Source organism: Streptomyces camponoticapitis, assembly GCF_014646115.1.
Taxonomy (GTDB): domain Bacteria; phylum Actinomycetota; class Actinomycetes; order Streptomycetales; family Streptomycetaceae; genus Streptomyces; species Streptomyces camponoticapitis.
This window is the reverse complement of record NZ_BMMV01000003.1, coordinates 215,695-235,832: the sequence shown is the minus strand read 5'-3', so window position 1 is coordinate 235,832 and position 20,138 is coordinate 215,695. Positions and strand designations below refer to the sequence as shown.

The window sequence follows — 20,138 nt, the reverse complement described above, 5'->3', positions numbered from 1 at the left end:
GGGGGAGGGGGCTCACCGTTGGAAGACGCCACACTCGCCGGCGTGGACGACCAGGACCTCCTGGCACGGCATGTCGAGGGAGATCCCGACGCCTTCGGTGAGCTCGTACGACGCCATCGCGACCGTCTGTGGGCGGTGGCGCTGCGCACACTCGGAGACCGCGAGGAAGCCGCCGACGCCGTGCAGGACGCGCTCGTGTCCGCCTTCCGCGCCGCCCACACCTTCCGCGGCCAGTCCGCCGTCACCACCTGGCTGCACCGCATCACCGTCAACGCCTGTCTCGACCGGGCGAGAAAAGCCGCCTCCCGCAAGACGTCTCCCGTGGACGACACGGATCGTCTGGAGCAGCTCCTCGAACCGCACGAGTCGGCCGAGGCGCCCGCCGAGCGCCAGGACCTCCACCGTCAGCTTCTCGTCGCCCTCGCCAAGCTGCCCGCCGATCAGCGGGCGGCCCTGGTCCTCGTCGACATGCAGGGGTATCCCGTGGCCGAGGCCGCGCAAGTCCTCGACGTTCCCGTCGGCACGATCAAGAGCCGCTGCGCGCGGGGCAGAGCCAGACTCCTGCCGATGCTCGCCCATCTGCGGGAGGGCGGCGGCACCGGCGAGAGAGGTGGTCTGGGACCGCAAAGGAACCGGACGGCGGGGACATCCGTCCCATCGGAGCCGGGACCACAGAACAGAGGCCCGGACAGAGAACCGGACGCCGGACCAGACGCGGGACCACACGGTCCTGCCGCCGTGAAGGGAGGAGGTGGGCGCGCGTGACAACCACGACCGGCACGACCGAGCACCCGGACGTCTCGGAGATCTCCGACCTCACGGAGGGCCTGCTCTCCCCCACGCGGAGCGTCGAGGTACGCGCACACCTCGACGGCTGCTCTCTGTGCGCCGATGTGTACGAGTCGCTGGAGGAGATCCGGGGACTGCTCGGCTCACTGCCGGGCCCGCCGCGTATGCCCGCGGACGTGGCCGCCCGGGTCGACGCCGCTCTGGCCGCCGAGGCGCTGCTGAACGCGACCGCACCGGATCCGCTCGCGGCGGACGCGGCCGCCGATGTTTCACGTGAAACATCGCGCACCACCCAGACCGCTGAAACCGACACCGACACCGCCGCTCCGGAAGCCTCCGAGGCCGAGCGCGAGCCGTCGGCTGTCCCCGCCGCGGTCACCCCTGGTGCCACGGCCGCCGGCGCCACCACCCCCGACGCGCCACGGGCGGACCGCCCGGCCGGACGCTCACGGGGGGCCACGGGCCCCGGCCGCGCCCGGCAGGTTCGCCGCCGTCGCGGCGCGATCTTCGGCGCCGTCTTCGGAACAGCGGCGATCGGTGTCAGCGTTCTGCTGTTCCAGACGATCCAGACGTCGTCCACGGGCGATGACGCGACCTCCTTCAAGAGCGACGCGGGAACGCGCCAGCTCGATGGCGCTCAGGCGTTCTCCGGCACTGGCATCCGCGAACGGGTCGACTCGCTGCTCGCGACCACGCCCGCCACCGGCGAACCGCGCGCCGCCGAGAACGAGGACTCCACCAGGAACGCGCCCTCCGGTGAGGCGTCGCCCAAGCTGGTGCCCCAGCTGCCGCCCTGCATCCAGCAGGGAACAGGACGCCCCGACACTCCGCTGGCCGCCGAGAGGGGCACGTACGAGGGCACCGACGCCTTCCTCGTCGTCCTGTCGGATCCCACCGACGGCAGCCTGGTGCGGGTCTATGTCATCGACGCCGCGTGTGTCGACGTCGTCCCGCCCACCAAGGGTGAACTCCTCCTCACGCAGACCTACCCTCGCCGCTGAGACTGCCCGGCGGCGCCGGGACCTCGCGGGAATGCGAGGCCCGTAGGATCCGTTGGGTGGGGTGAGAGTCCTGAAGCGCCCCGTTGGCAGTAGCAGGCAGTCTGCAGAGACGAGGAAGAAACCCGTGAGCGACGTCCGTAATGTGATCATCATCGGCTCTGGTCCGGCCGGATACACAGCCGCGCTCTACACCGCACGCGCCTCGCTGCGGCCCCTCGTGTTCGAGGGGGCTGTCACCGCGGGCGGCGCGCTGATGAACACCACCGATGTGGAGAACTTCCCCGGCTTCCGCGACGGCATCATGGGCCCGGACCTGATGGACAACATGCGGGCACAGGCGGAGCGGTTCGGCGCCGAGCTCGTCCCGGACGACATCATCACCGTCGACCTCACCGGAGAGATCAAGACGGTCACCGACACGGCGGGCACCGTACACCGGGCCAAGGCCGTGATCGTCACGACCGGCTCGCAGCACCGCAAGCTCGGGCTGCCCCGCGAGGATGCCCTCTCCGGACGCGGCGTCTCCTGGTGTGCCACCTGTGACGGGTTCTTCTTCAAGGACCAGGACATCGCGGTCGTCGGCGGAGGCGACACGGCGATGGAGGAGGCGACCTTCCTCTCCCGGTTCGCCAAGTCGGTCACGATCGTCCACCGCCGCGACACCCTGCGGGCCTCCAAGGCCATGCAGGACCGGGCCTTCGCGGACCCGAAGATCCGGTTCGCCTGGGACAGCGCGGTCGAGGAGATCCACGGTGACCAGAAGCTCTCCGGTCTGACCCTGCGGAACACCAAGACCGGTGAGACGTCGGAGCTGCCCGCGACCGGGCTGTTCATCGCCGTGGGCCACGACCCGCGCACCGAGCTCTTCAAGGGTCAGCTCGACCTCGACGACGAGGGATACCTGCGGGTGGAGGCGCCTTCGACGCGCACGAACCTCACGGGTGTCTTCGCCGCCGGCGATGTCGTCGACCACACCTACCGCCAGGCGATCACCGCCGCGGGCACCGGATGTTCCGCTGCCCTCGATGCCGAGCGCTTCCTCTCCGCGCTCGGTGACCGCGAGAAGGCCGCCGAGCCGGAGAAGACCGCCTCCGTCTGACCAGCAGTACCGACCCACACCCCACGAAGTTAAGGAGGCCGCCGTGGCCGGCGACCTGAAGCACGTGACCGACGACTCGTTCGACGAGGACGTCCTCAAGAGCGACAAGCCCGTACTGGTGGACTTCTGGGCCGCCTGGTGCGGACCGTGCCGCCAGATCGCCCCGTCGCTCGAAGCCATCGCGGCCGAGCACGGAGACAAGATCGAGGTCGTCAAGCTCAACATCGACGAGAACCCGGCCACGGCAGCCAAGTACGGCGTCATGTCCATCCCGACGCTGAACGTCTACCAGAACGGCGAGGTCGCCAAGACCATCGTCGGCGCCAAGCCCAAGGCCGCCATCGTGCGCGACCTGGAGAGCTTCATCGCCTAAAGGGCGCGGCGCACACCACGCACCACGCGCGATGTTTCACGTGAAACAGGCCCGTCCCCCTCTCAGGGGGACGGGCCTGTTCGTCTACTCGCCTGTTCGTTTCGCCATCACGGCGCCGTCCTCAGAGCGGCCTGAGCGCCGGGTCCTTCTTGACCGCGCCCAGCAACCTGTCCAGCGCGTGCTCGACGTCTTCCTTCCAGGAGAGTGTCGTCCGCAGATCGAGCCTCATCCGTGGATACGTGGGATGCGTCCGTACGGTCTTGAACCCCACGGCCAGCAGATGGTCCGCCGGCAGGACACAGGCGGGTTCCTCCCAGCGCGCGTCCCCGAACGCCTCGATCGCCTTGAACTCCCGCCGCAGCAGATCCTTCGCGACGGTCTGCACCATCACCCGGCCGAGCCCCTGCCCCCGATAGCCCGGCATGATCCACCCGGTCATCAGCTGTACGGCGTCGGGGGAGACCGGACTCGTCGGGAAAGCCGTGGCGCGCGGGACATACGCCGGAGGCGCGTACAGCACGAAGCCGACGGGCACGTCGTCCACATAGGCCAGCCGACCGCACGACCCCCACTCCAGCAGGACTGCCGAGATCCAGGCTTCCTTCTCCTCGCGGGCTCTGCCGGCTCTTACCGCCGCTTCTCCCCTGACCGGATCAAGCTCCCAGAAGACGCACTCCCTGCATCGCTGTGGGAGATCGGGAAGGTTGTCCAGCGTGAGCGGTACGAGCCGACGCCCCATCGAGGCCGTTCCTCACTTCCTACGCCTGCCGCGTCACGAGCCGCGGACAGCGCGCTGTGCTCTCGAATCAGGCTGCCGACGAAGCCGCCCACGATCCCCAGGCCGAGTCCAGCTGACACCAGTTGGCTGCGGCTCACCAATTGCATGGCCCCGCCCTTCCTCTGAGGTGGATCAAGGTGGATGCGCCATACCAGAACGCATCGTATCCACCCAGAGGTGCCTCGCACACCGGGGGACGGCAAAGGGCGGGCCGTGTCCCGGTACGCGTGGGGCCACGGCCCGCCCCATGGCGGTGCGGAGGCGTCAGTTCTCGTCGGGCTCCAGGCCGTTCGACCGGTCCGGGCCGTCGACACCCTCGGCGTCGTCCGCTTCCTCGTCGGCGAGTCCCCGCTCCAGGACGCGCCCCTCACCGGGGGCGAGAGTGCCGAGGATGCGCTCCAGATCGACCAGCGAGGCGAACTCGACGGTGATCTTCCCCTTCTTCTGGCCGAGGTCGACCTTCACCCGGGTCTCGAAGCGGTCAGACAGCCGGGAAGCGAGATCGTTGAGCGCGGGCGACGGCAGGGCGCCGGCCCTGGGACCCTTCGCCCGGGGCGAGTTCTTCGGCCGTGACCCCATCAGGGTCACGATCTCCTCGACGGCACGCACGGAGAGCCCCTCGGCCACGATGCGATGAGCCAGCCGGTCCTGCTCGTCGGAGTCGTCCACCGAGAGCAGCGCCCTGGCGTGCCCGGCCGACAGCACTCCCGCCGCGACCCTGCGCTGCACGGGCAGGGAGAGACGCAGCAGCCGCAGCGTGTTGGAGACCTGGGGGCGCGAACGCCCGATCCGGTCGGCCAGCTGATCGTGCGTGCAGTGGAAGTCCTTGAGCAACTGGTCGTAGGCCGCGGCCTCTTCCAGCGGGTTGAGCTGTGCGCGGTGCAGGTTCTCCAGCAGCGCGTCCAGCAGCAGCTTCTCGTCCTCGGTGGCGCGGACGATCGCCGGAATGCGCTCCAGGCCCGCTTCCCGGCAGGCCCGCCAGCGCCGCTCGCCCATGATGAGCTCGAAGCGCTCCGGTCCCAACTGCCGTACGACGATGGGCTGGAGGAGCCCGACCTCCTTGATGGAGGTGACCAGCTCGGCGAGCGCGTCCTCGTCGAACACCTCACGGGGCTGCCGCGGGTTGGGCGTGATGTAGTCCATCGGTACTTCGGCGAAGTACACGCCCTCCGGCGCGGTCACCTCGGCCGAGGCCGGCGTCTCCTGGGCGGGAATCTCCGCCGTCGCCGGGGCGGGCGCCTGCGGCAGCGTCGTCACCTTGGCCGCCGCGACACCCCTCTCCGCCGTCAGGACGGGCGTCTGTCCCGAGGAGGCCGCCTCCCCGGAAGAGGCTCCCTGCTTCTCCTGCGGAGCAGCGGGGATCAGCGCATTGAGCCCACGCCCCAAACCCCTACGTCGGTCGCTCACTGCGTCCCCTCCGAAATGCTCTGCTGACTGTTGCCGATCGCGTGGGCGTGCTTGACGTCATAGCTCATGCCGACCCCACGCAGGGCGATTTCACGAGCGGCTTCGAGATACGACAGGGAGCCGCTGGAACCCGGATCATAGGTCAGGACCGTCTGGCCGTAGCTCGGCGCCTCCGAGATACGTACCGAGCGCGGGATGCTCGTCCGCAGCACCTCGTCACCGAAGTGGCTGCGGACCTCGTCGGCCACCTGGGAGGCGAGCCGGGTCCTGCCGTCGTACATGGTGAGCAGGATCGTGGACACATGCAGCGTCGGGTTCAGATGCGCCCGCACCAGGTCCACGTTCCGGATCAACTGGCCCAGCCCTTCGAGCGCGTAGTACTCGCACTGGATGGGGATCAGCACCTCGGCGCCGGCGACCAGCGCGTTGACGGTCAACAGGCCCAGCGACGGGGGACAGTCGATCAGGATGTAGTCGAGCGGCTGCTCGTACGCCTCGATCGCCCGCTGCAGCCGGCTCTCCCGAGCGACCAGCGACACCAGCTCGATCTCCGCACCGGCGAGGTCGATCGTGGCGGGCGCACAGAAGAGGCCCTCGACGTCCACGACGGGCTGGACCACCTCGGAGAGGGGCTTGCTCTCCACCAAGACGTCATAGATCGAGGGGACTTCGGCGTGGTGGTCGATCCCAAGCGCCGTGGAGGCGTTGCCCTGGGGATCGAGGTCGACCACGAGGACGCGCGCACCGTGAAGGGCCAGCGAGGCGGCGAGGTTGACCGTGGTGGTGGTCTTGCCGACGCCGCCCTTCTGGTTGGCGACGACCATGACCCGCGTCTGCTCGGGGCGTGGCAGGCCTTCACCGGCACGGCCCAGCGCCTCCACGGCCAGCTGGGCAGCACGACCGATGGGGGTGTCATCCATCGGGGGCGGTGATGTTTCACGTGAAACATCGCCGCCCGACGACTCGGAACGGGGGCCGGGGACCGGATCGGTCATCGGTCCCGCGATGTTGGCGTCGGACCGCAAGGATTCACTCTCCTCGACTTCAGGCTCGCAATGAGGAGAGCCTGCCATGCTTTCGGGGTCGGGAACCAGCGAGGCCCGTGGTTCTGTGGATGAATCCATATCTGTGGCCAACCCGGTACCCCTTACGAGGGGTTTCCTGCCCCGCGGTGTGGAACCGGCGCGGCCCCTATCGATAATGCCCTGCAGCAGTGAGCGACGTTTCACGTGAAACACGATGCACTTGCCGCAGGGCTAGATCGTCACGACACTCCGCAGGGGATGTTCATGGCTCCTTCGATGGAGCATCACCAGCGGGGATCGCTCTCCGCGCCCCGCGGGCGGGCCTTACCGGCGGCGGCGGACCCGGTCCGCTCGGGCCGCCTTGGCGCGCTTCGTGGCGAACCTCACCCCACCGGGACTCTCGCCGACCTCCGCGCGGACCACGGTGGCGGGCGGATCCACCAGCCCCTCACCGACCCGCAGCACCGAGGAATCGATCACCCCGAGCTTGCTCAGGGCCGACCGGGAGTTCTTCAGCTCCTCCTCGGCCGTGTCGCCCTTGAGCGCCAGCATCTCTCCGTACGGGCGCAGCAGCGGTACGCCCCAGCCGGCCAGCCGGTCCAGCGGCGCCACCGCGCGCGCCGTCACCACATGGACGGGCTGGAGCGACCCGAGCACCTCCTCGGCCCGGCCCCGTACGACCGTCACATGGTCCAGCCCCAGCAGCTCGACGACCTCCTGAAGGAAGTTCGTCCGCCGCAGCAGCGGCTCCAGCAGCGTGATCCGCAGATCGGGCCGTACCAGCGCCAGCGGGATCCCCGGCAGCCCGGCGCCCGAGCCGACGTCACAGACGCTCACACCCTCGGGCACGACCTCGGAGAGCACCGCGCAGTTCATCAGGTGCCGCTCCCAGAGCCGCGGCACCTCTCGCGGCCCGATGAGACCACGGGTGACCCCCGCGTCGGCGAGGAGCTCCGCGTACCGGACGGCCGCCGGGAAGGAGTCCCCGAACACCGTCCTCGCCTCGTCCGGCGCAGCGGGAAGCTCTTCTGACCCCGTCAAGGGAACCGTCCTTCCGTACAGAACCACCAGACCGTGGCTCACAATCACTGTCAGGCTGACAAAGTTCGGCCCCGTCTGGGATCAGACGGGGCCGAGAACCGGGGGACCGCTCAGGCGGGGAGCACGACGACGAAGCGCTGCGGCTCCTCACCCTCGGACTCGCTCCGCAGTCCGGCCGCCGCGACGGCGTCGTGCACGACCTTGCGCTCGAAGGGCGTCATCGGGTTCAGCTTCACCGGCTCACCGGTGCTCTTCACCTCGTCGGCCGTCCTGGCGCCCAGCTCGGCGAGCTCCGTGCGCTTCTTCGCCCGGAAGCCCCCGATGTCGAGCATCAGCCGGCTGCGGTCGCCGGTCTCCCGGTGCACCGCCAGCCGCGTCAGCTCCTGGAGGGCTTCGAGCACCTCGCCGTCCCGCCCGACGAGCTTCTGCAGATCACGGCCGCTCACATCGCTGATGATCGAAACCGCGGCCCGGTCGGCCTCGACGTCCATGTCGATGTCGCCGTCGAGGTCGGCGATGTCGAGCAGACCCTCGAGATAGTCGGCCGCGATCTCGCCTTCCTGCTCAAGGCGGGTGAGGGTGTCGCTTCCCTCGGTGGCGGCGGAGATGGTGCCTTCCGACACGGATGGACTCCTTCGTACTACGGCTGGCTACGGGCTACGGGGGCGTGCGCTTACTTCTTGCTCGGGTGCTTGGGCCGCTGCTGCCCCTTGCGCGGCCCGGCCTTGGCCCGTGCTGCACCGTTGCCGGACTTGCCCGGGGGCCTGGGCTTGCTGTCCTGCGGTTCGTCCTTCTTCTGCAGCGACGTCTTGGCCGGCTCGTCGGCGGCGTCGGAAGGCTTGGCGCCCGAGGTCTTGGACGGGGTCTGCTGACCGCCGCCGGCCTGTCGCTTCGACTTGGGCTGGCGCTTGGGCTGCTGCCGCTTCGTCGCCTGCGACTCGCCCTCGGGCAGAGCCTCACCCTTGATCACCGTGCCGTCCGCCTGCGCGACCAGACCAGTCTTCGAAAGGCTGGTGATGAACTTACGCTCATTGTCGTTGCGGTCGGGCCCCTTGGCCACGATCGCCGAGACGATGTTGCGCCGGCGCTTCGAGCGGACCTCGCTGTGCGTGGAGATGCTCTTGAGCAGACGCTCCAGGTACTGGTCCTGCGCCTTGCTGCCCGGAGTCGGGTTCTGGTTGATCACGTACATCTGCTGGCCCATGGTCCACACGTTGGTGGTCAGCCAGTAGACGAGGACACCGACGGGGAAGTTGACGCCCATCACCATGAAGATCACCGGGAAGATGTACATCAGCATCTTCTGCTGCTGCATGTACGGCGTCTTGACCGTGAGGTCGACGTTCTTCGTCATCAGCTGGCGCTGCGTGTAGAACTGCGACGCCGACATCATCACGATCATGATCGCGGTGACGATACGTACGGAGGTCAGCGAGGCGTCCAGGGACGCGACTTTCTCGGTGCTGTCCGTGAACTTGGCGGCCAGCGGGGCGCCGAAGATGTGCGCCTGGCGCGCGCTGTCCAGCAGCCCCTGGTTGATGACACCGATCGTCTTGCCCGAGGCGATGCTGGAGAGCACGTGGTAGAGCGCGAAGAAGAACGGGGACTGCGCCAGGATGGGAAGACACGAGGAGAGCGGGTTGGTGCCCGTCTCCTTGTACAGCTTCATCATCTCTTCGGACTGACGCTGTTTGTCGTTCTTGTAGCGCTCCTGGATGGCCTTCATCTTGGGCTGAAGGACCTGCATGTTCCGGGTCGACTTGATCTGCTTGACGAACAGCGGGATCAGACAGATCCGGATGAGGATCACCAGGGACACGATGGACAGTCCCCAGGCCAGACCCGTATCGGGGCCGAAGATCGCCCCGTACACCGTGTGGAACTGCACGATGACCCACGAGACTGGCGTGGTGATGAAACTGAAGAAACTGGCAATCGTGTCCACTAATCAAGCTCCTTGAGCATTGGACGAGGTCTCTGCGGCCGGACTCGGGGTTTCGGGGGCCGAGGCCGAACCCCCGGAAGGCACGCCGGCGGCGGATTGCCCGCCCTTGGTGCCGCGCCACGCGTTGCGCAGCAGTTCATGCCACCGCGGGCGCTTGCGTGGGGGAACATGGTCCACACCGCCCGGCGACCACGGGTTGCACCGCAGAATGCGCCAGGCCGTCAGACCGGTCCCCTTGATCGCGCCATGGCGGTCGATGGCCGTGTAGCCGTAGTGGGAACACGACGGGTAGTACCGGCAGACGGGCCCGAGCAGAGGGCTGATCGTCCACTGGTACAGCTTGATCAGAGCCAGTAGCGGGTACTTCATCGCGCGCCCCCTCCCAGCAGCCGCTCAAGGGCGGCATCCAGGTCTCGGGCCAGCTGTGCATGGTCGGCGTCGCCCGCACCGGGCAGCGCACGTACGACAACCAGGCTACCGGGGGCCAGCCGGGACAGCCGATCCCGTATGAGGTGACGTAGCTTGCGCTTCACCCGGGTCCGTACGACGGCCCCGCCCACGGCTTTGCTTACGACGAAACCCGCCCGCGTCGGGGGATCGCTCTCCCCCGGCGCGTGCGGGCCCGTAGTACCGCTACGTAGATGTACGACAAGAAGCGGGCGTCCGGCCCGGCGTCCCCGGCGTACCGCGGTCGCGAAATCCTCGCGCCGCCTCAGCCGATTCTCGGTAGGCAGCACGTCATAACCTGGTGGCGATCAGGCGGACAGGTTGGCGCGACCCTTGCCACGGCGGTTCGCGAGAATCGCGCGGCCGGCACGGGTGCGCATACGGAGCCGGAAGCCGTGGGTCTTGGCACGACGACGGTTGTTCGGCTGGAAGGTGCGCTTGCTCACTCGAGGGCTCCAGAAATGATGATTGGAAGGGCGGGACATCGCCTGGCTGTCACCGTGCGCCCACGAGTAGCTCGCGACAACGCCCGAGTGCACCGCTTCACAACCACGGATCGTGATCCTTGCCCATCGGAGGCAGGCGGCAGCAGCCATCGACAACTCGACCTGGTCACGGTACGCGCGGCTACGCCATACGGTCAAACCAGCCAGTTGCCACGTTCCATTATGCACAGCCTGTGGACAACAACTTGAACCGCGTGGGTGCCCTGACTACCGTGGCCGAACTCCGGATTCTTTTCCGCCGGTCTTCCCACCCCGTCCCGAGAACCACATATTCGTGGGACCTGCGAGAGAGCGTGCCCTGTGGCTGATGTACCTGCCGATCTTGCCGCAGTGTGGCCACGAGTGCTGGAGCAGCTCCTCAGGGAGGGCCAGCAGGGAGTCGAGCCCAAGGACAAACAGTGGATCGAGCGCTGTCAGCCGCTCGCCCTGGTCGCCGACACCGCACTGCTGGCCGTGCCCAACGAGTGGGGCAAGCGCGTGCTCGAAGGCCGCCTCGCCCCGCTCATCAGCGAGACCCTGAGCCGCGAGTGCGGCCGGCCGATCCGGATCGCGATCACCGTCGACGACTCGGCCGGCGATCCCCTCCCGCTGCCACCGCAGCAGAACCGCTACCAGAACGCGCAGCACGACGACGGCCGCGACCCGCGCGGTCCGCGCCACGACGACATGCGCCACGACGACATGCGGCCGGACGACTCCCGGCACGACGACATGCGCCCCGACGGCGGCTACCACCCGTACGGCCGCCGCTCCTCCGACGACGACGGCATGCCGACGGCACGCCCCGCCTACCCCGACTACCAGCAGCAGCGCCCCGACCCCGGCTCCTGGCCCCGTACCCAGGAGGACCTCTCCTGGCAGCAGCAGCGGCTCGGTTTCCAGGACCGCGACCCGTACGCGAGCGGGAGGCCGCAGCAGCCGCAGCACGACTACCGGCCGCCGCAGTCGCCCGAGGGCCGGTCCTACGACCAGCAGCGCCCGGAGCGGCACGACCTGGACCCGCAGCAGTCCCGGCACGGCGGCCGGGGCGGGGCGACCGGGCCGCTCGGCGCCCAGGCCTCGCCGCCGCCGGGGCCGGGGGAGCCGCACGCGCGCCTCAACCCCAAGTACCTCTTCGACACCTTTGTCATCGGGGCGTCCAACCGGTTCGCGCACGCGGCTGCCGTCGCCGTCGCGGAGGCGCCGGCCAAGGCGTACAACCCGCTCTTCATCTACGGCGAGTCCGGACTCGGCAAGACGCACCTGCTGCACGCCATCGGGCACTACGCGCGCAGCCTCTATCCCGGTACGCGGGTGCGGTACGTGAGCTCGGAGGAGTTCACCAACGAGTTCATCAACTCCATCCGTGACGGCAAGGGCGACACCTTCCGCAAGCGGTACCGCGACGTCGACATCCTGCTCGTCGACGACATCCAGTTCCTGGCGAGCAAGGAGTCGACGCAGGAGGAGTTCTTCCACACCTTCAACACGCTCCACAACGCGAACAAGCAGATCGTGCTCTCCTCGGACCGGCCGCCGAAGCAGCTGATCACGCTGGAGGACCGGCTGCGCAACCGCTTCGAGTGGGGGCTGACGACCGACGTACAGCCGCCGGAGCTGGAGACGCGGATCGCCATCCTCCGCAAGAAGGCCGTGCAGGAGCAGCTGAACGCACCGCCCGAGGTGCTGGAGTTCATCGCCTCGCGGATCTCGCGCAACATCCGCGAGCTGGAGGGCGCGCTGATCCGGGTGACGGCGTTCGCCTCGCTCAACCGGCAGCCGGTGGATCTCGGGCTGACCGAGATCGTGCTCAAGGACCTGATCCCCGGGGGCGAGGACCTGGCCCCCGACATCACCGCGGGCGCCATCATGGCGGCGACGGCCGACTACTTCGGGCTGACCGTGGAGGACCTCTGCGGCTCGTCCCGCAGCCGGGTGCTGGTGACCGCGCGGCAGATCGCGATGTACCTCTGCCGTGAGCTGACGGATCTGTCGCTGCCCAAGATCGGCGCGCAGTTCGGCAACCGCGACCACACGACCGTGATGCACGCCGACCGGAAGATCCGCGCGCTGATGGCCGAGCGGCGCTCGATCTACAACCAGGTCACCGAACTCACCAACCGCATCAAGAACGGCTGACCGGACCGGCCGCGCGCCCGCGGCCGGCTCCAGGGCGTTCAAGGGCGCTCCGGGACACCTCCCGGGGCGCCCTTCGTCATGTCCGGAGGGCCGCCGGTGCATGACACGCGCTCAACCGCTGTTCGAATACGGGTCGCCGCAGGTGGCTTCTCCACAGAAAGCGGCCCGATCTCCCGTCCACACCCTGGGGATCGATAAGTTGTCCAGACTGCGTCCACAGGCCGGCCGACCGGAAGTGGATCATGCCTGGTCAGACCCCTGGGGATTTGTGGCCAACTTTCCTCCACAGGCTGTGGACAGTTTTTTCGCCCACAGGCACCGAGTCCCGTTGTCCACCGGCGGCCCACAGGCAACGGGCCGTTGCCCACAGCTTCGGCCCGCTTCTCCACATCGCTGTCCACTGTTCGGCAACGGAACACGACTGTTCACCGAGTCGAGTGAAAGGCGTCACACCGAGGTTGCCTCGGGGCCTGTGGGGAACGTCGGAAAAGCTGGGGACGACCCTGGGGAGAAGTAGGGGTGCCCTGTGCACCGGTTGTGCAGAACTTTCGGCCGTCCACAGAACGACGGGGTTGTCCACCGGCGGCGCCCACAGGACCGGTGGACAAAAAAGTGGGCTTGACCTGCGAAAACGACGTTATCCACGGAATCCACAGGCCCTACTACTACTAACACCTAGAGTTACCTGGGAATCCGCTTCGAAGTGGGTGCTGTGCACAACTCGGCGCCGGACCGCTCCCGCCGGGTTGTCTCGACTTGACCCCGAGCAGCACCGAGTGTCGGTGCCGTAGGTCAGACTGTTCCCCGGCAACCTCACCCTGCCCACGGCGGAGTGAGCCCATGCCGATGACGAAGAAGGCCGGCAGGACGAGTCAGCAACAGCAGGAGGCGGTTCCGGTGAAGATCCGGGTGGAGCGCGATGTACTGGCGGAGGCGGTGGCCTGGGTGGCCCGTAGCCTCCCGGCCCGTCCGCCGGCGCCCGTTCTTGCGGGCCTTCTGCTGAAGGCCGAGGAAGGCGCGCTGAGCTTCTCCAGCTTCGACTACGAGGTCTCGGCCCGGGTCTCGGTGGACGCCGAGGTCGAGGAGGACGGCACCGTCCTCGTCTCCGGCCGGCTGCTCGCCGACATCTGCCGGGCCCTCCCCAACCGGCCGGTGGAGATTTCCACAGACGGTGTACGGGCGACGGTGGTCTGTGGCTCCTCGCGGTTCACCCTGCACACACTGCCTGTGGACGAGTACCCGGCGCTGCCGCAGATGCCGACCGCCACCGGCACCGTCCCCGGTGAGGTCTTCGCCTCCGCCGCCGCCCAGGTGGCCATCGCGGCGGGCCGTGACGACACGCTCCCGGTGCTCACCGGCGTACGGATCGAGATCGAGGGCGACACGGTCACCCTGGCCTCGACCGACCGCTACCGCTTCGCCGTCCGCGACTTCCTGTGGAAGCCCGAGGTCTCCGACATCTCCGCGGTCGCCCTGGTGCCCGCCAAGACGCTGCTGGACACCGCCAAGGCCCTCACCAGCGGCGACACGGTCACCCTGGCGCTCTCCGGCTCCGGTGCGGGCGAGGGTCTGATCGGTTTCGAGGGCGCGGGCCGCAGGACGACCACCCGGCTCCTGGAGGGCGACCTCCCGAAGTACCGCACGCTGTTCCCGACGGAGTTCAACTCGATCGCGGTGATCGAGACCGCGCCGTTCGTCGAGGCCGTCAAGCGCGTGGCGCTGGTCGCCGAGCGCAACACCCCGGTGCGGCTCAGCTTCGAGCAGGGTGTGCTCATCCTCGAAGCCGGTTCCAGCGACGACGCACAGGCTGTGGAGAGGGTCGACGCCAAGCTCGACGGCGACGACATCTCGATCGCGTTCAACCCGACGTTCCTGCTCGACGGCCTCAGCGCCATCGACTCGCCCGTCGCGCAGCTCTCCTTCACGACCTCCACCAAGCCGGCGCTCCTCAGTGGGAAGCCGGCGCTGGACGCCGAGGCCGACGACGCGTACAAGTACCTGATCATGCCGGTGCGGCTGTCGGGCTGACCGCTCCCGCGCGGGCCGCCGGGTGTCACCACCGGCGGTCGGGGCGGTGTCGCCAGGCCGTCCCACCAGGCCCGGCGTAGGCTCGGGCCGGGGCCCGCGGCACTGTCGCCGTCCGCCCCGCGCCTGAACGACTGTCGGCTCAACGCTTAAGGAACCACTGATGGAGCTCGGTCTCGTCGGCCTCGGCAAGATGGGCGGCAACATGCGCGAGCGCATTCGCCGCGCAGGCCACACCGTCATCGGATACGACCGCAACGCGGACGTCGCGGACGTCCACAGCCTCGAAGAGCTGGTGAGCAGGCTCAAGGCTCCCCGGGTCGTCTGGGTGATGGTCCCCTCGGGTGCGGCGACGCAGTCGACGATCGACGAGCTGGCGGGCCTGCTGTCCCCCGGCGACGTGGTCGTGGACGGTGGCAACTCCCGCTGGACGGACGACGAGAAGCACGCGGTGGAGCTCGGCATCAAGGGCGTCGGCTTCGTCGACTGCGGTGTCTCGGGCGGCGTCTGGGGCCTCCAGAACGGCTACGCGCTGATGTACGGCGGCAAGGCGGAGAACGTCGCGAAGGTCCAGCCGATCTTCGACGCCCTCAAGCCCGCGGGCGACAAGGGCGCGGTCCACGCGGGCAAGGTCGGCGCCGGCCACTTCGCGAAGATGGTCCACAACGGCATCGAGTACGCCATGATGCAGGCCTACGCCGAGGGCTGGGAGCTGCTGGAGAAGGTCGACTCGGTCACCGACGTACGCGAGATCTTCCGCTCCTGGCAGGACGGCACGGTCATCCGTTCCTGGCTGCTGGACCTGGCGGTCAACGCGCTCGACGGCGACGAGCACCTGGCCGGGCTGCGGGGTTACGCCGATGACTCCGGCGAGGGCCGGTGGACGGTCGAGGCGGCCATCGACAACGCGGTGCCGCTGCCCGCGATCACGGCGTCGCTGTTCGCCCGGTTCGCGTCGCGGCAGGACGACTCACCGCAGATGAAGATGGTCGCCGCGCTGCGCAACCAGTTCGGTGGCCACGCGGTCGAGCAGGCGGACGAGAGCACGCCGGGCAAGCCCGGCAAGCCCAAGCCGGCGAATCCCAAGGACCCCAAGGGTTCCAAGAACAAGAAGTAGTCCTCCGCCCTCGCGGGCGGCGCGGAGAACCGGGGAGGTCGGCGTAAGCCCATGCACGTCACGCATCTCTCGCTGGCCGACTTCCGTTCGTACGCCCGGATCGAGGTGCCGCTCGATCCGGGCGTCACCGCGTTCGTGGGGGCCAACGGACAGGGGAAGACCAATCTGGTCGAGGCGGTCGGCTATCTCGCCTCGCTCGGCAGCCACCGGGTCTCCTCGGACACGCCGCTGGTGCGGATGGGCGCCGAGCGCGCGGTGATCCGGGCCGCCGTGACCCAGGGGGAGCGCTCGCAGCTGGTCGAGCTCGAACTCAATCCGGGGCGCGCGAACAGAGCCAGGATCAACAGGTCTTCGCAGGTCAGACCGCGTGATGTGCTGGGGATAGTGCGGACGGTGCTGTTCGCGCCGGAGGATCTGGCGCTGGTGAAGGGCGATCCCGGTGAGCGCCGCCGCTTCCTCGACGAGCTGATCACCGCGCGCTCCCCGCGTATGGCGGGCGTGCGCTCGGACTACGACCGGGTGCTCAAGCAGCGCAACACCCTGCTGAAGTCCGCGGCGATGGCGCGGCGGCACGGCGGGCGCGGGATGGATCTCTCCACGCTGGACGTGTGGGACCAGCATCTGGCCCAGGTGGGCGCGGAGTTGCTGGCGCAGCGGCTGGATCTGATCGAGACGCTGCAGCCGCTGACGGACAAGGCGTACGAGCAACTGGCGCCCGGTGGCGGGCCGGTGGCGCTGGAGTACCGCTCCTCGTCGGCCGGCGCCGAGGGCGCCGCTTCCGGCGGGGCGGGCGCCGAGGCGCCGCGTTCACGCGAGGAGCTGTACGCCCAGCTCATGGCCGCGCTGGCGGGGACACGCAAGCAGGAGATCGAGCGGGGGGTCACGCTGGTGGGTCCGCACCGGGACGAACTGCTGCTGAAGCTCGGCCAGTTGCCGGCCAAGGGGTACGCGAGCCACGGCGAGTCCTGGTCGTACGCGCTGGCGCTGCGGCTGGCCTCGTACGACCTGCAGCGCGCCGAGGGCAACGAGCCGGTGCTGGTCCTCGACGACGTCTTCGCGGAGCTGGACGCGCGGCGCCGGGAGCGGCTGGCGGAGCTGGTGGCGCCCGGCGAGCAGGTGCTGGTCACGGCGGCGGTGGACGACGACGTGCCGGACGTCCTGGCCGGGGTGCGGTTCACGGTGGCCGACGGCACGGTGGAGCGGACATGAGCGGCCCGGAGGGAAGCGAGGGGCCCTCGGAGCCGACCGCGCCGGCGCCCGCGGAGGCGTCGGGCGTCGACCTGGCGCGGGTCGCGCTGCGGGCGGCGAAGGAGCAGGCACGGGCCCGCGGCGCCGCCGCCCAGCAGAAGAAGCAGGCCAGACGCGGCGGCGGTCTGCGGTCCGGTTCGGGGGCCGACGGCCGTGACCCGCTGTCGCTCGGCGCCGCGATCAACCGGCTGATCACCGAGCGCGGCTGGGAGACGCCCGCCGCCGTGGGCGGTGTGATGGGCCGCTGGCCGCAGATCGTGGGCGACGACCTGGCCAAGCACTGTGTGCCGGAGAGGTACGAGGAGGACGAGCGGATCCTGACGGTGATCTGCGACTCCACGGCGTGGGCGACACAGCTGCGGCTGCTGGCCCCCCGGCTGGTGGCCCGGCTGAACGAGGACCTGGGGCACGGCACGGTGAAGGTGATCAAGATGCGCGGCCCGGCCGGTCCGCCGCGGCGCTTCGGCGGACTGCGGGCGCCCGGCAGCAAGGGCCCGGGGGACACGTACGGCTGAGCGGGGAGGCCCTTCGCGTACGTCTCCCGGAGGCGTACGCCGCTGCCTGAGCGTTCGGTGGCTGTCCGGTCACGCTCCGTGCGCAGGGCGTGCGCCCCGCCCCGGAAGCCCCTGACTCGCCTGCCCGTACGGCTGACGGGGCCGCCTCGCGGTTGACCGCGGCGCCTCGCCGACCCGCTTCGACGGGCCATCAGGAGGGCCCCGGAGGCCCCAACAGCCCGTCGGCGGGCCTCACTTCACACCAGTTCCCCGGTGTCCCGCGGGGGTGCCGGGGAGGCCGCTGTGACCTCGTCGTACGGCTGCGCAGTGTGAGCTGTCCCTCACGGTAGCCGGAGGTTGACAGCCCGAAGCGCTCAAAGCCCGCGTGAGCCTCTTGGAGCCCCTGCCCGAATATGGGGAGTCGGCAACCGCCGGTTCAGGGCGGCACATGCGGACTCAGGTACCGGCAAACCCCCATTCGGGTCGCCGCTACCGGTAGACTGATGAAGAATCCCGCCTCGTCGGCGGGACTCGCCTACCAAGACTGTCAAACACTGTCGCAAGCCGAACGACGCAGCCGCTCCCGCCTGCCCGGAGAACGGCCTGTGCTGTGCCAGAAAGGGCGCTTCGTGGCCGATTCCGGCAACCCCAACGAGAAGACTCCGTCCGTAGCCACTGGTGAGAACGGCGAGGTAACGGCCTCGTACAACGCCAGTGCCATCACGGTGCTGGAGGGCCTGGACGCGGTCCGCAAGCGTCCCGGTATGTACATCGGCTCGACCGGTGAACGTGGCCTTCATCACCTGGTGACCGAGGTCGTCGACAACTCCGTCGACGAGGCTCTGGCCGGGCACGCGGACACCATCGACGTCACGATCCTCGCCGACGGCGGCGTACGCGTGGTCGACAACGGCCGTGGCATCCCCGTGGGCATCGTCCCGTCCGAGGGCAAGCCGGCCGTCGAGGTCGTGCTGACGGTGCTGCACGCGGGCGGCAAGTTCGGCGGCGGCGGCTACTCCGTCTCCGGCGGTCTGCACGGCGTGGGCGTCTCCGTCGTGAACGCGCTGTCGACGAAGGTCGCCGTCGAGGTCAAGACGGACGGCTACCGCTGGACGCAGGACTACAAGCTCGGGGTGCCCACGGCGCCGCTGGCGCGCAACGAGGCGACGGACGAGTCGGGCACGACAGTCACCTTCTGGGCCGACCCGGACGTCTTCGAGACGACGGAGTACTCCTTCGAGACGCTGTCGCGGCGCTTCCAGGAGATGGCCTTCCTCAACAAGGGCCTGACCCTGAAGCTGACCGACGAGCGCGAGTCGGCGAAGGCCGTCGTGGGCGCCGACGTCGCGGGCACGGACGCCGCGGAGGCGGCCGGCGAGGAGCCGGCGCGCACGGTGACGTACTTCTACGAGGGCGGCATCGTCGACTTCGTGAAGTACCTCAACTCCCGCAAGGGCGAGCTGATCCACCCCACGGTCATCGACATCGATGCCGAGGACAAGGAGCGGATGCTCTCGGTGGAGATCGCGATGCAGTGGAACTCGCAGTACAGCGAGGGGGTGTACTCCTTCGCGAACACGATCCACACGCATGAGGGCGGTACGCACGAGGAGGGCTTCCGCGCGGCGATGACCGGCCTGGTCAACCGCTACGCGCGCGAGAAGAAGTTCCTGCGCGAGAAGGACGACAACCTGGCGGGCGAGGACATCCGCGAGGGTCTGACGGCGATCATCTCGGTCAAGCTGGGCGAGCCGCAGTTCGAGGGCCAGACGAAGACCAAGCTCGGCAACACGGAGGCGAAGACCTTCGTACAGAAGATCGTGCACGAGCACCTGACGGACTGGTTCGACCGGCATCCCAATGAGGCGGCCGACATCATCCGTAAGTCGATCCAGGCCGCCACGGCCCGGGTCGCGGCCCGTAAGGCGCGGGATCTGACCCGTCGCAAGGGTCTGCTGGAGTCCGCGTCGCTGCCGGGCAAGCTGAGCGACTGCCAGTCGAACGACCCGTCCAAGTGCGAGATCTTCATCGTCGAGGGCGACTCGGCCGGCGGCAGCGCGAAGTCCGGCCGCAACCCGCAGTATCAGGCCATTCTTCCGATCCGCGGAAAGATCCTGAACGTCGAGAAGGCGCGGATCGACAAGATCCTCCAGAACACCGAGGTGCAGGCGCTGATCTCGGCGTTCGGTACGGGGGTGCACGAGGACTTCGACATCGAGAAGCTCCGGTATCACAAGATCATTCTGATGGCGGACGCCGACGTCGACGGCCAGCACATCAACACGCTGCTGCTGACGTTCCTCTTCCGCTTCATGCGCCCGCTGGTCGAGGCGGGGCACGTGTATCTCTCACGGCCCCCGCTGTACAAGATCAAGTGGGGCCGGGACGACTTCGAGTACGCGTACTCGGACCGGGAGCGCGACGCCCTGGTCGAGCTGGGGAAGCAGAACGGCAAGCGGATCAAGGAAGACTCGATCCAGCGCTTCAAGGGCCTCGGTGAGATGAACGCCGAGGAACTGCGCATCACGACGATGGACGTCGACCACCGGGTGCTCGGTCAGGTCACGCTCGACGACGCGGCGCAGGCCGACGACCTGTTCTCGGTGCTCATGGGCGAGGACGTCGAGGCCCGGCGCTCCTTCATCCAGCGCAACGCCAAGGACGTCCGCTTCCTCGACATCTGAGTCGGTCTTCCGGTGACCGCTTCGAAAGGATTTTGACCAGC

19 protein-coding genes are annotated in these 20,138 nt (G+C 68.8%); 10 read left to right on the top strand and 9 right to left on the bottom strand.

Annotation, left to right across the window (positions count from 1 at the left end):
* Nucleotides 1-18: 18 nt before the first annotated feature.
* The 4 genes from sigM to trxA all read left to right on the top strand — a co-directional run bounded on the left by sigM (nucleotide 19) and on the right by trxA (nucleotide 3,262).
* On the top strand, nucleotides 19-765 hold the full coding sequence (gene sigM, locus IEY79_RS06160; RefSeq protein ID WP_189106273.1) for an RNA polymerase sigma factor SigM: 747 nt from the start codon (nucleotides 19-21) through the stop codon (nucleotides 763-765).
* Nucleotides 762-1,790, top strand: a complete 1,029-nt coding sequence (locus IEY79_RS06155; RefSeq protein WP_189106272.1) for an RsmA family anti-sigma factor — start codon at nucleotides 762-764, stop codon at nucleotides 1,788-1,790. The genes sigM and IEY79_RS06155 overlap by 4 nt, the downstream gene beginning before the upstream one ends.
* A gap of 124 nt (nucleotides 1,791-1,914) precedes the next feature.
* A complete protein-coding gene (trxB, locus tag IEY79_RS06150) occupies nucleotides 1,915-2,889 on the top strand; it encodes a thioredoxin-disulfide reductase (protein ID WP_189106271.1) in 975 nt (324 codons plus the stop codon).
* A 43-nt stretch (nucleotides 2,890-2,932) separates the two neighbouring features.
* Nucleotides 2,933-3,262 carry a thioredoxin gene (trxA, locus tag IEY79_RS06145; RefSeq protein ID WP_189106270.1) on the top strand — a complete coding sequence of 110 codons (330 nt, stop codon included), beginning with the start codon at nucleotides 2,933-2,935 and terminating at the stop codon, nucleotides 3,260-3,262.
* 121 nt (nucleotides 3,263-3,383) lie between these two features.
* On the opposite strand, the gene IEY79_RS06140 is transcribed toward trxA, so the two are convergent.
* The 9 genes from IEY79_RS06140 to rpmH all read right to left on the bottom strand — a co-directional run bounded on the left by IEY79_RS06140 (nucleotide 3,384) and on the right by rpmH (nucleotide 10,351).
* On the bottom strand, nucleotides 3,384-4,001 hold the full coding sequence (locus IEY79_RS06140; RefSeq protein ID WP_189106269.1) for a GNAT family N-acetyltransferase: 618 nt from the start codon (nucleotides 3,999-4,001) through the stop codon (nucleotides 3,384-3,386).
* 303 nt (nucleotides 4,002-4,304) lie between these two features.
* A complete protein-coding gene (locus IEY79_RS06135; RefSeq protein ID WP_189106268.1) occupies nucleotides 4,305-5,447 on the bottom strand; it encodes a ParB/RepB/Spo0J family partition protein in 1,143 nt (380 codons plus the stop codon).
* Entirely contained in the window at nucleotides 5,444-6,520 is a 1,077-nt protein-coding gene (locus tag IEY79_RS06130) for a ParA family protein (RefSeq protein WP_189106267.1), read from the bottom strand. Before IEY79_RS06130 ends, IEY79_RS06135 begins: the two co-directional genes overlap by 4 nt.
* Before the next feature lie 276 nt (nucleotides 6,521-6,796).
* On the bottom strand, nucleotides 6,797-7,513 hold the full coding sequence (gene rsmG / locus IEY79_RS06125; RefSeq protein ID WP_189106266.1) for a 16S rRNA (guanine(527)-N(7))-methyltransferase RsmG: 717 nt from the start codon (nucleotides 7,511-7,513) through the stop codon (nucleotides 6,797-6,799).
* A gap of 110 nt (nucleotides 7,514-7,623) precedes the next feature.
* Nucleotides 7,624-8,136 (bottom strand): Jag family protein, encoded by a 513-nt coding sequence (locus IEY79_RS06120; RefSeq protein WP_189106265.1) that lies wholly within the window; start codon nucleotides 8,134-8,136, stop codon nucleotides 7,624-7,626.
* Between the two features lie 50 nt (nucleotides 8,137-8,186).
* Nucleotides 8,187-9,458: a membrane protein insertase YidC gene (gene yidC, locus IEY79_RS06115; RefSeq protein WP_189106264.1), complete on the bottom strand. Its 1,272-nt coding sequence runs from the start codon at nucleotides 9,456-9,458 to the stop codon at nucleotides 8,187-8,189.
* Nucleotides 9,459-9,461: 3 nt separating this feature from the next.
* Nucleotides 9,462-9,827, bottom strand: coding sequence for a membrane protein insertion efficiency factor YidD (gene yidD / locus IEY79_RS06110; protein WP_189106263.1), 366 nt, complete (start codon nucleotides 9,825-9,827; stop codon nucleotides 9,462-9,464).
* Nucleotides 9,824-10,195 (bottom strand): ribonuclease P protein component, encoded by a 372-nt coding sequence (gene rnpA, locus IEY79_RS06105; protein ID WP_189106262.1) that lies wholly within the window; start codon nucleotides 10,193-10,195, stop codon nucleotides 9,824-9,826. Before rnpA ends, yidD begins: the two co-directional genes overlap by 4 nt.
* 18 nt (nucleotides 10,196-10,213) lie before the next feature.
* Nucleotides 10,214-10,351 (bottom strand): 50S ribosomal protein L34, encoded by a 138-nt coding sequence (rpmH, locus tag IEY79_RS06100; RefSeq protein ID WP_014047156.1) that lies wholly within the window; start codon nucleotides 10,349-10,351, stop codon nucleotides 10,214-10,216.
* Nucleotides 10,352-10,711: 360 nt separating this feature from the next.
* Here rpmH and dnaA point away from each other — a divergent pair, with 360 nt between their 5' ends.
* The 6 genes from dnaA to gyrB all read left to right on the top strand — a co-directional run bounded on the left by dnaA (nucleotide 10,712) and on the right by gyrB (nucleotide 20,097).
* Nucleotides 10,712-12,529, top strand: a complete 1,818-nt coding sequence (gene dnaA, locus IEY79_RS06095) for a chromosomal replication initiator protein DnaA (protein ID WP_189106261.1) — start codon at nucleotides 10,712-10,714, stop codon at nucleotides 12,527-12,529.
* Nucleotides 12,530-13,426: 897 nt separating this feature from the next.
* Entirely contained in the window at nucleotides 13,427-14,557 is a 1,131-nt protein-coding gene (gene dnaN, locus IEY79_RS06090) for a DNA polymerase III subunit beta (protein WP_189106438.1), read from the top strand.
* Between the two features lie 160 nt (nucleotides 14,558-14,717).
* Complete coding sequence (gene gnd / locus IEY79_RS06085) at nucleotides 14,718-15,671, top strand: phosphogluconate dehydrogenase (NAD(+)-dependent, decarboxylating) (protein WP_229700683.1); 954 nt, start codon at nucleotides 14,718-14,720, stop codon at nucleotides 15,669-15,671.
* A 51-nt stretch (nucleotides 15,672-15,722) separates the two neighbouring features.
* Nucleotides 15,723-16,880: a DNA replication/repair protein RecF gene (gene recF, locus IEY79_RS06080; protein ID WP_189106260.1), complete on the top strand. Its 1,158-nt coding sequence runs from the start codon at nucleotides 15,723-15,725 to the stop codon at nucleotides 16,878-16,880.
* Nucleotides 16,877-17,434 (top strand): DciA family protein, encoded by a 558-nt coding sequence (locus IEY79_RS06075; RefSeq protein WP_189106259.1) that lies wholly within the window; start codon nucleotides 16,877-16,879, stop codon nucleotides 17,432-17,434. Before recF ends, IEY79_RS06075 begins: the two co-directional genes overlap by 4 nt.
* 584 nt (nucleotides 17,435-18,018) lie before the next feature.
* Entirely contained in the window at nucleotides 18,019-20,097 is a 2,079-nt protein-coding gene (gene gyrB, locus IEY79_RS06070) for a DNA topoisomerase (ATP-hydrolyzing) subunit B (RefSeq protein ID WP_308426649.1), read from the top strand.
* Nucleotides 20,098-20,138 lie beyond the last annotated feature (41 nt).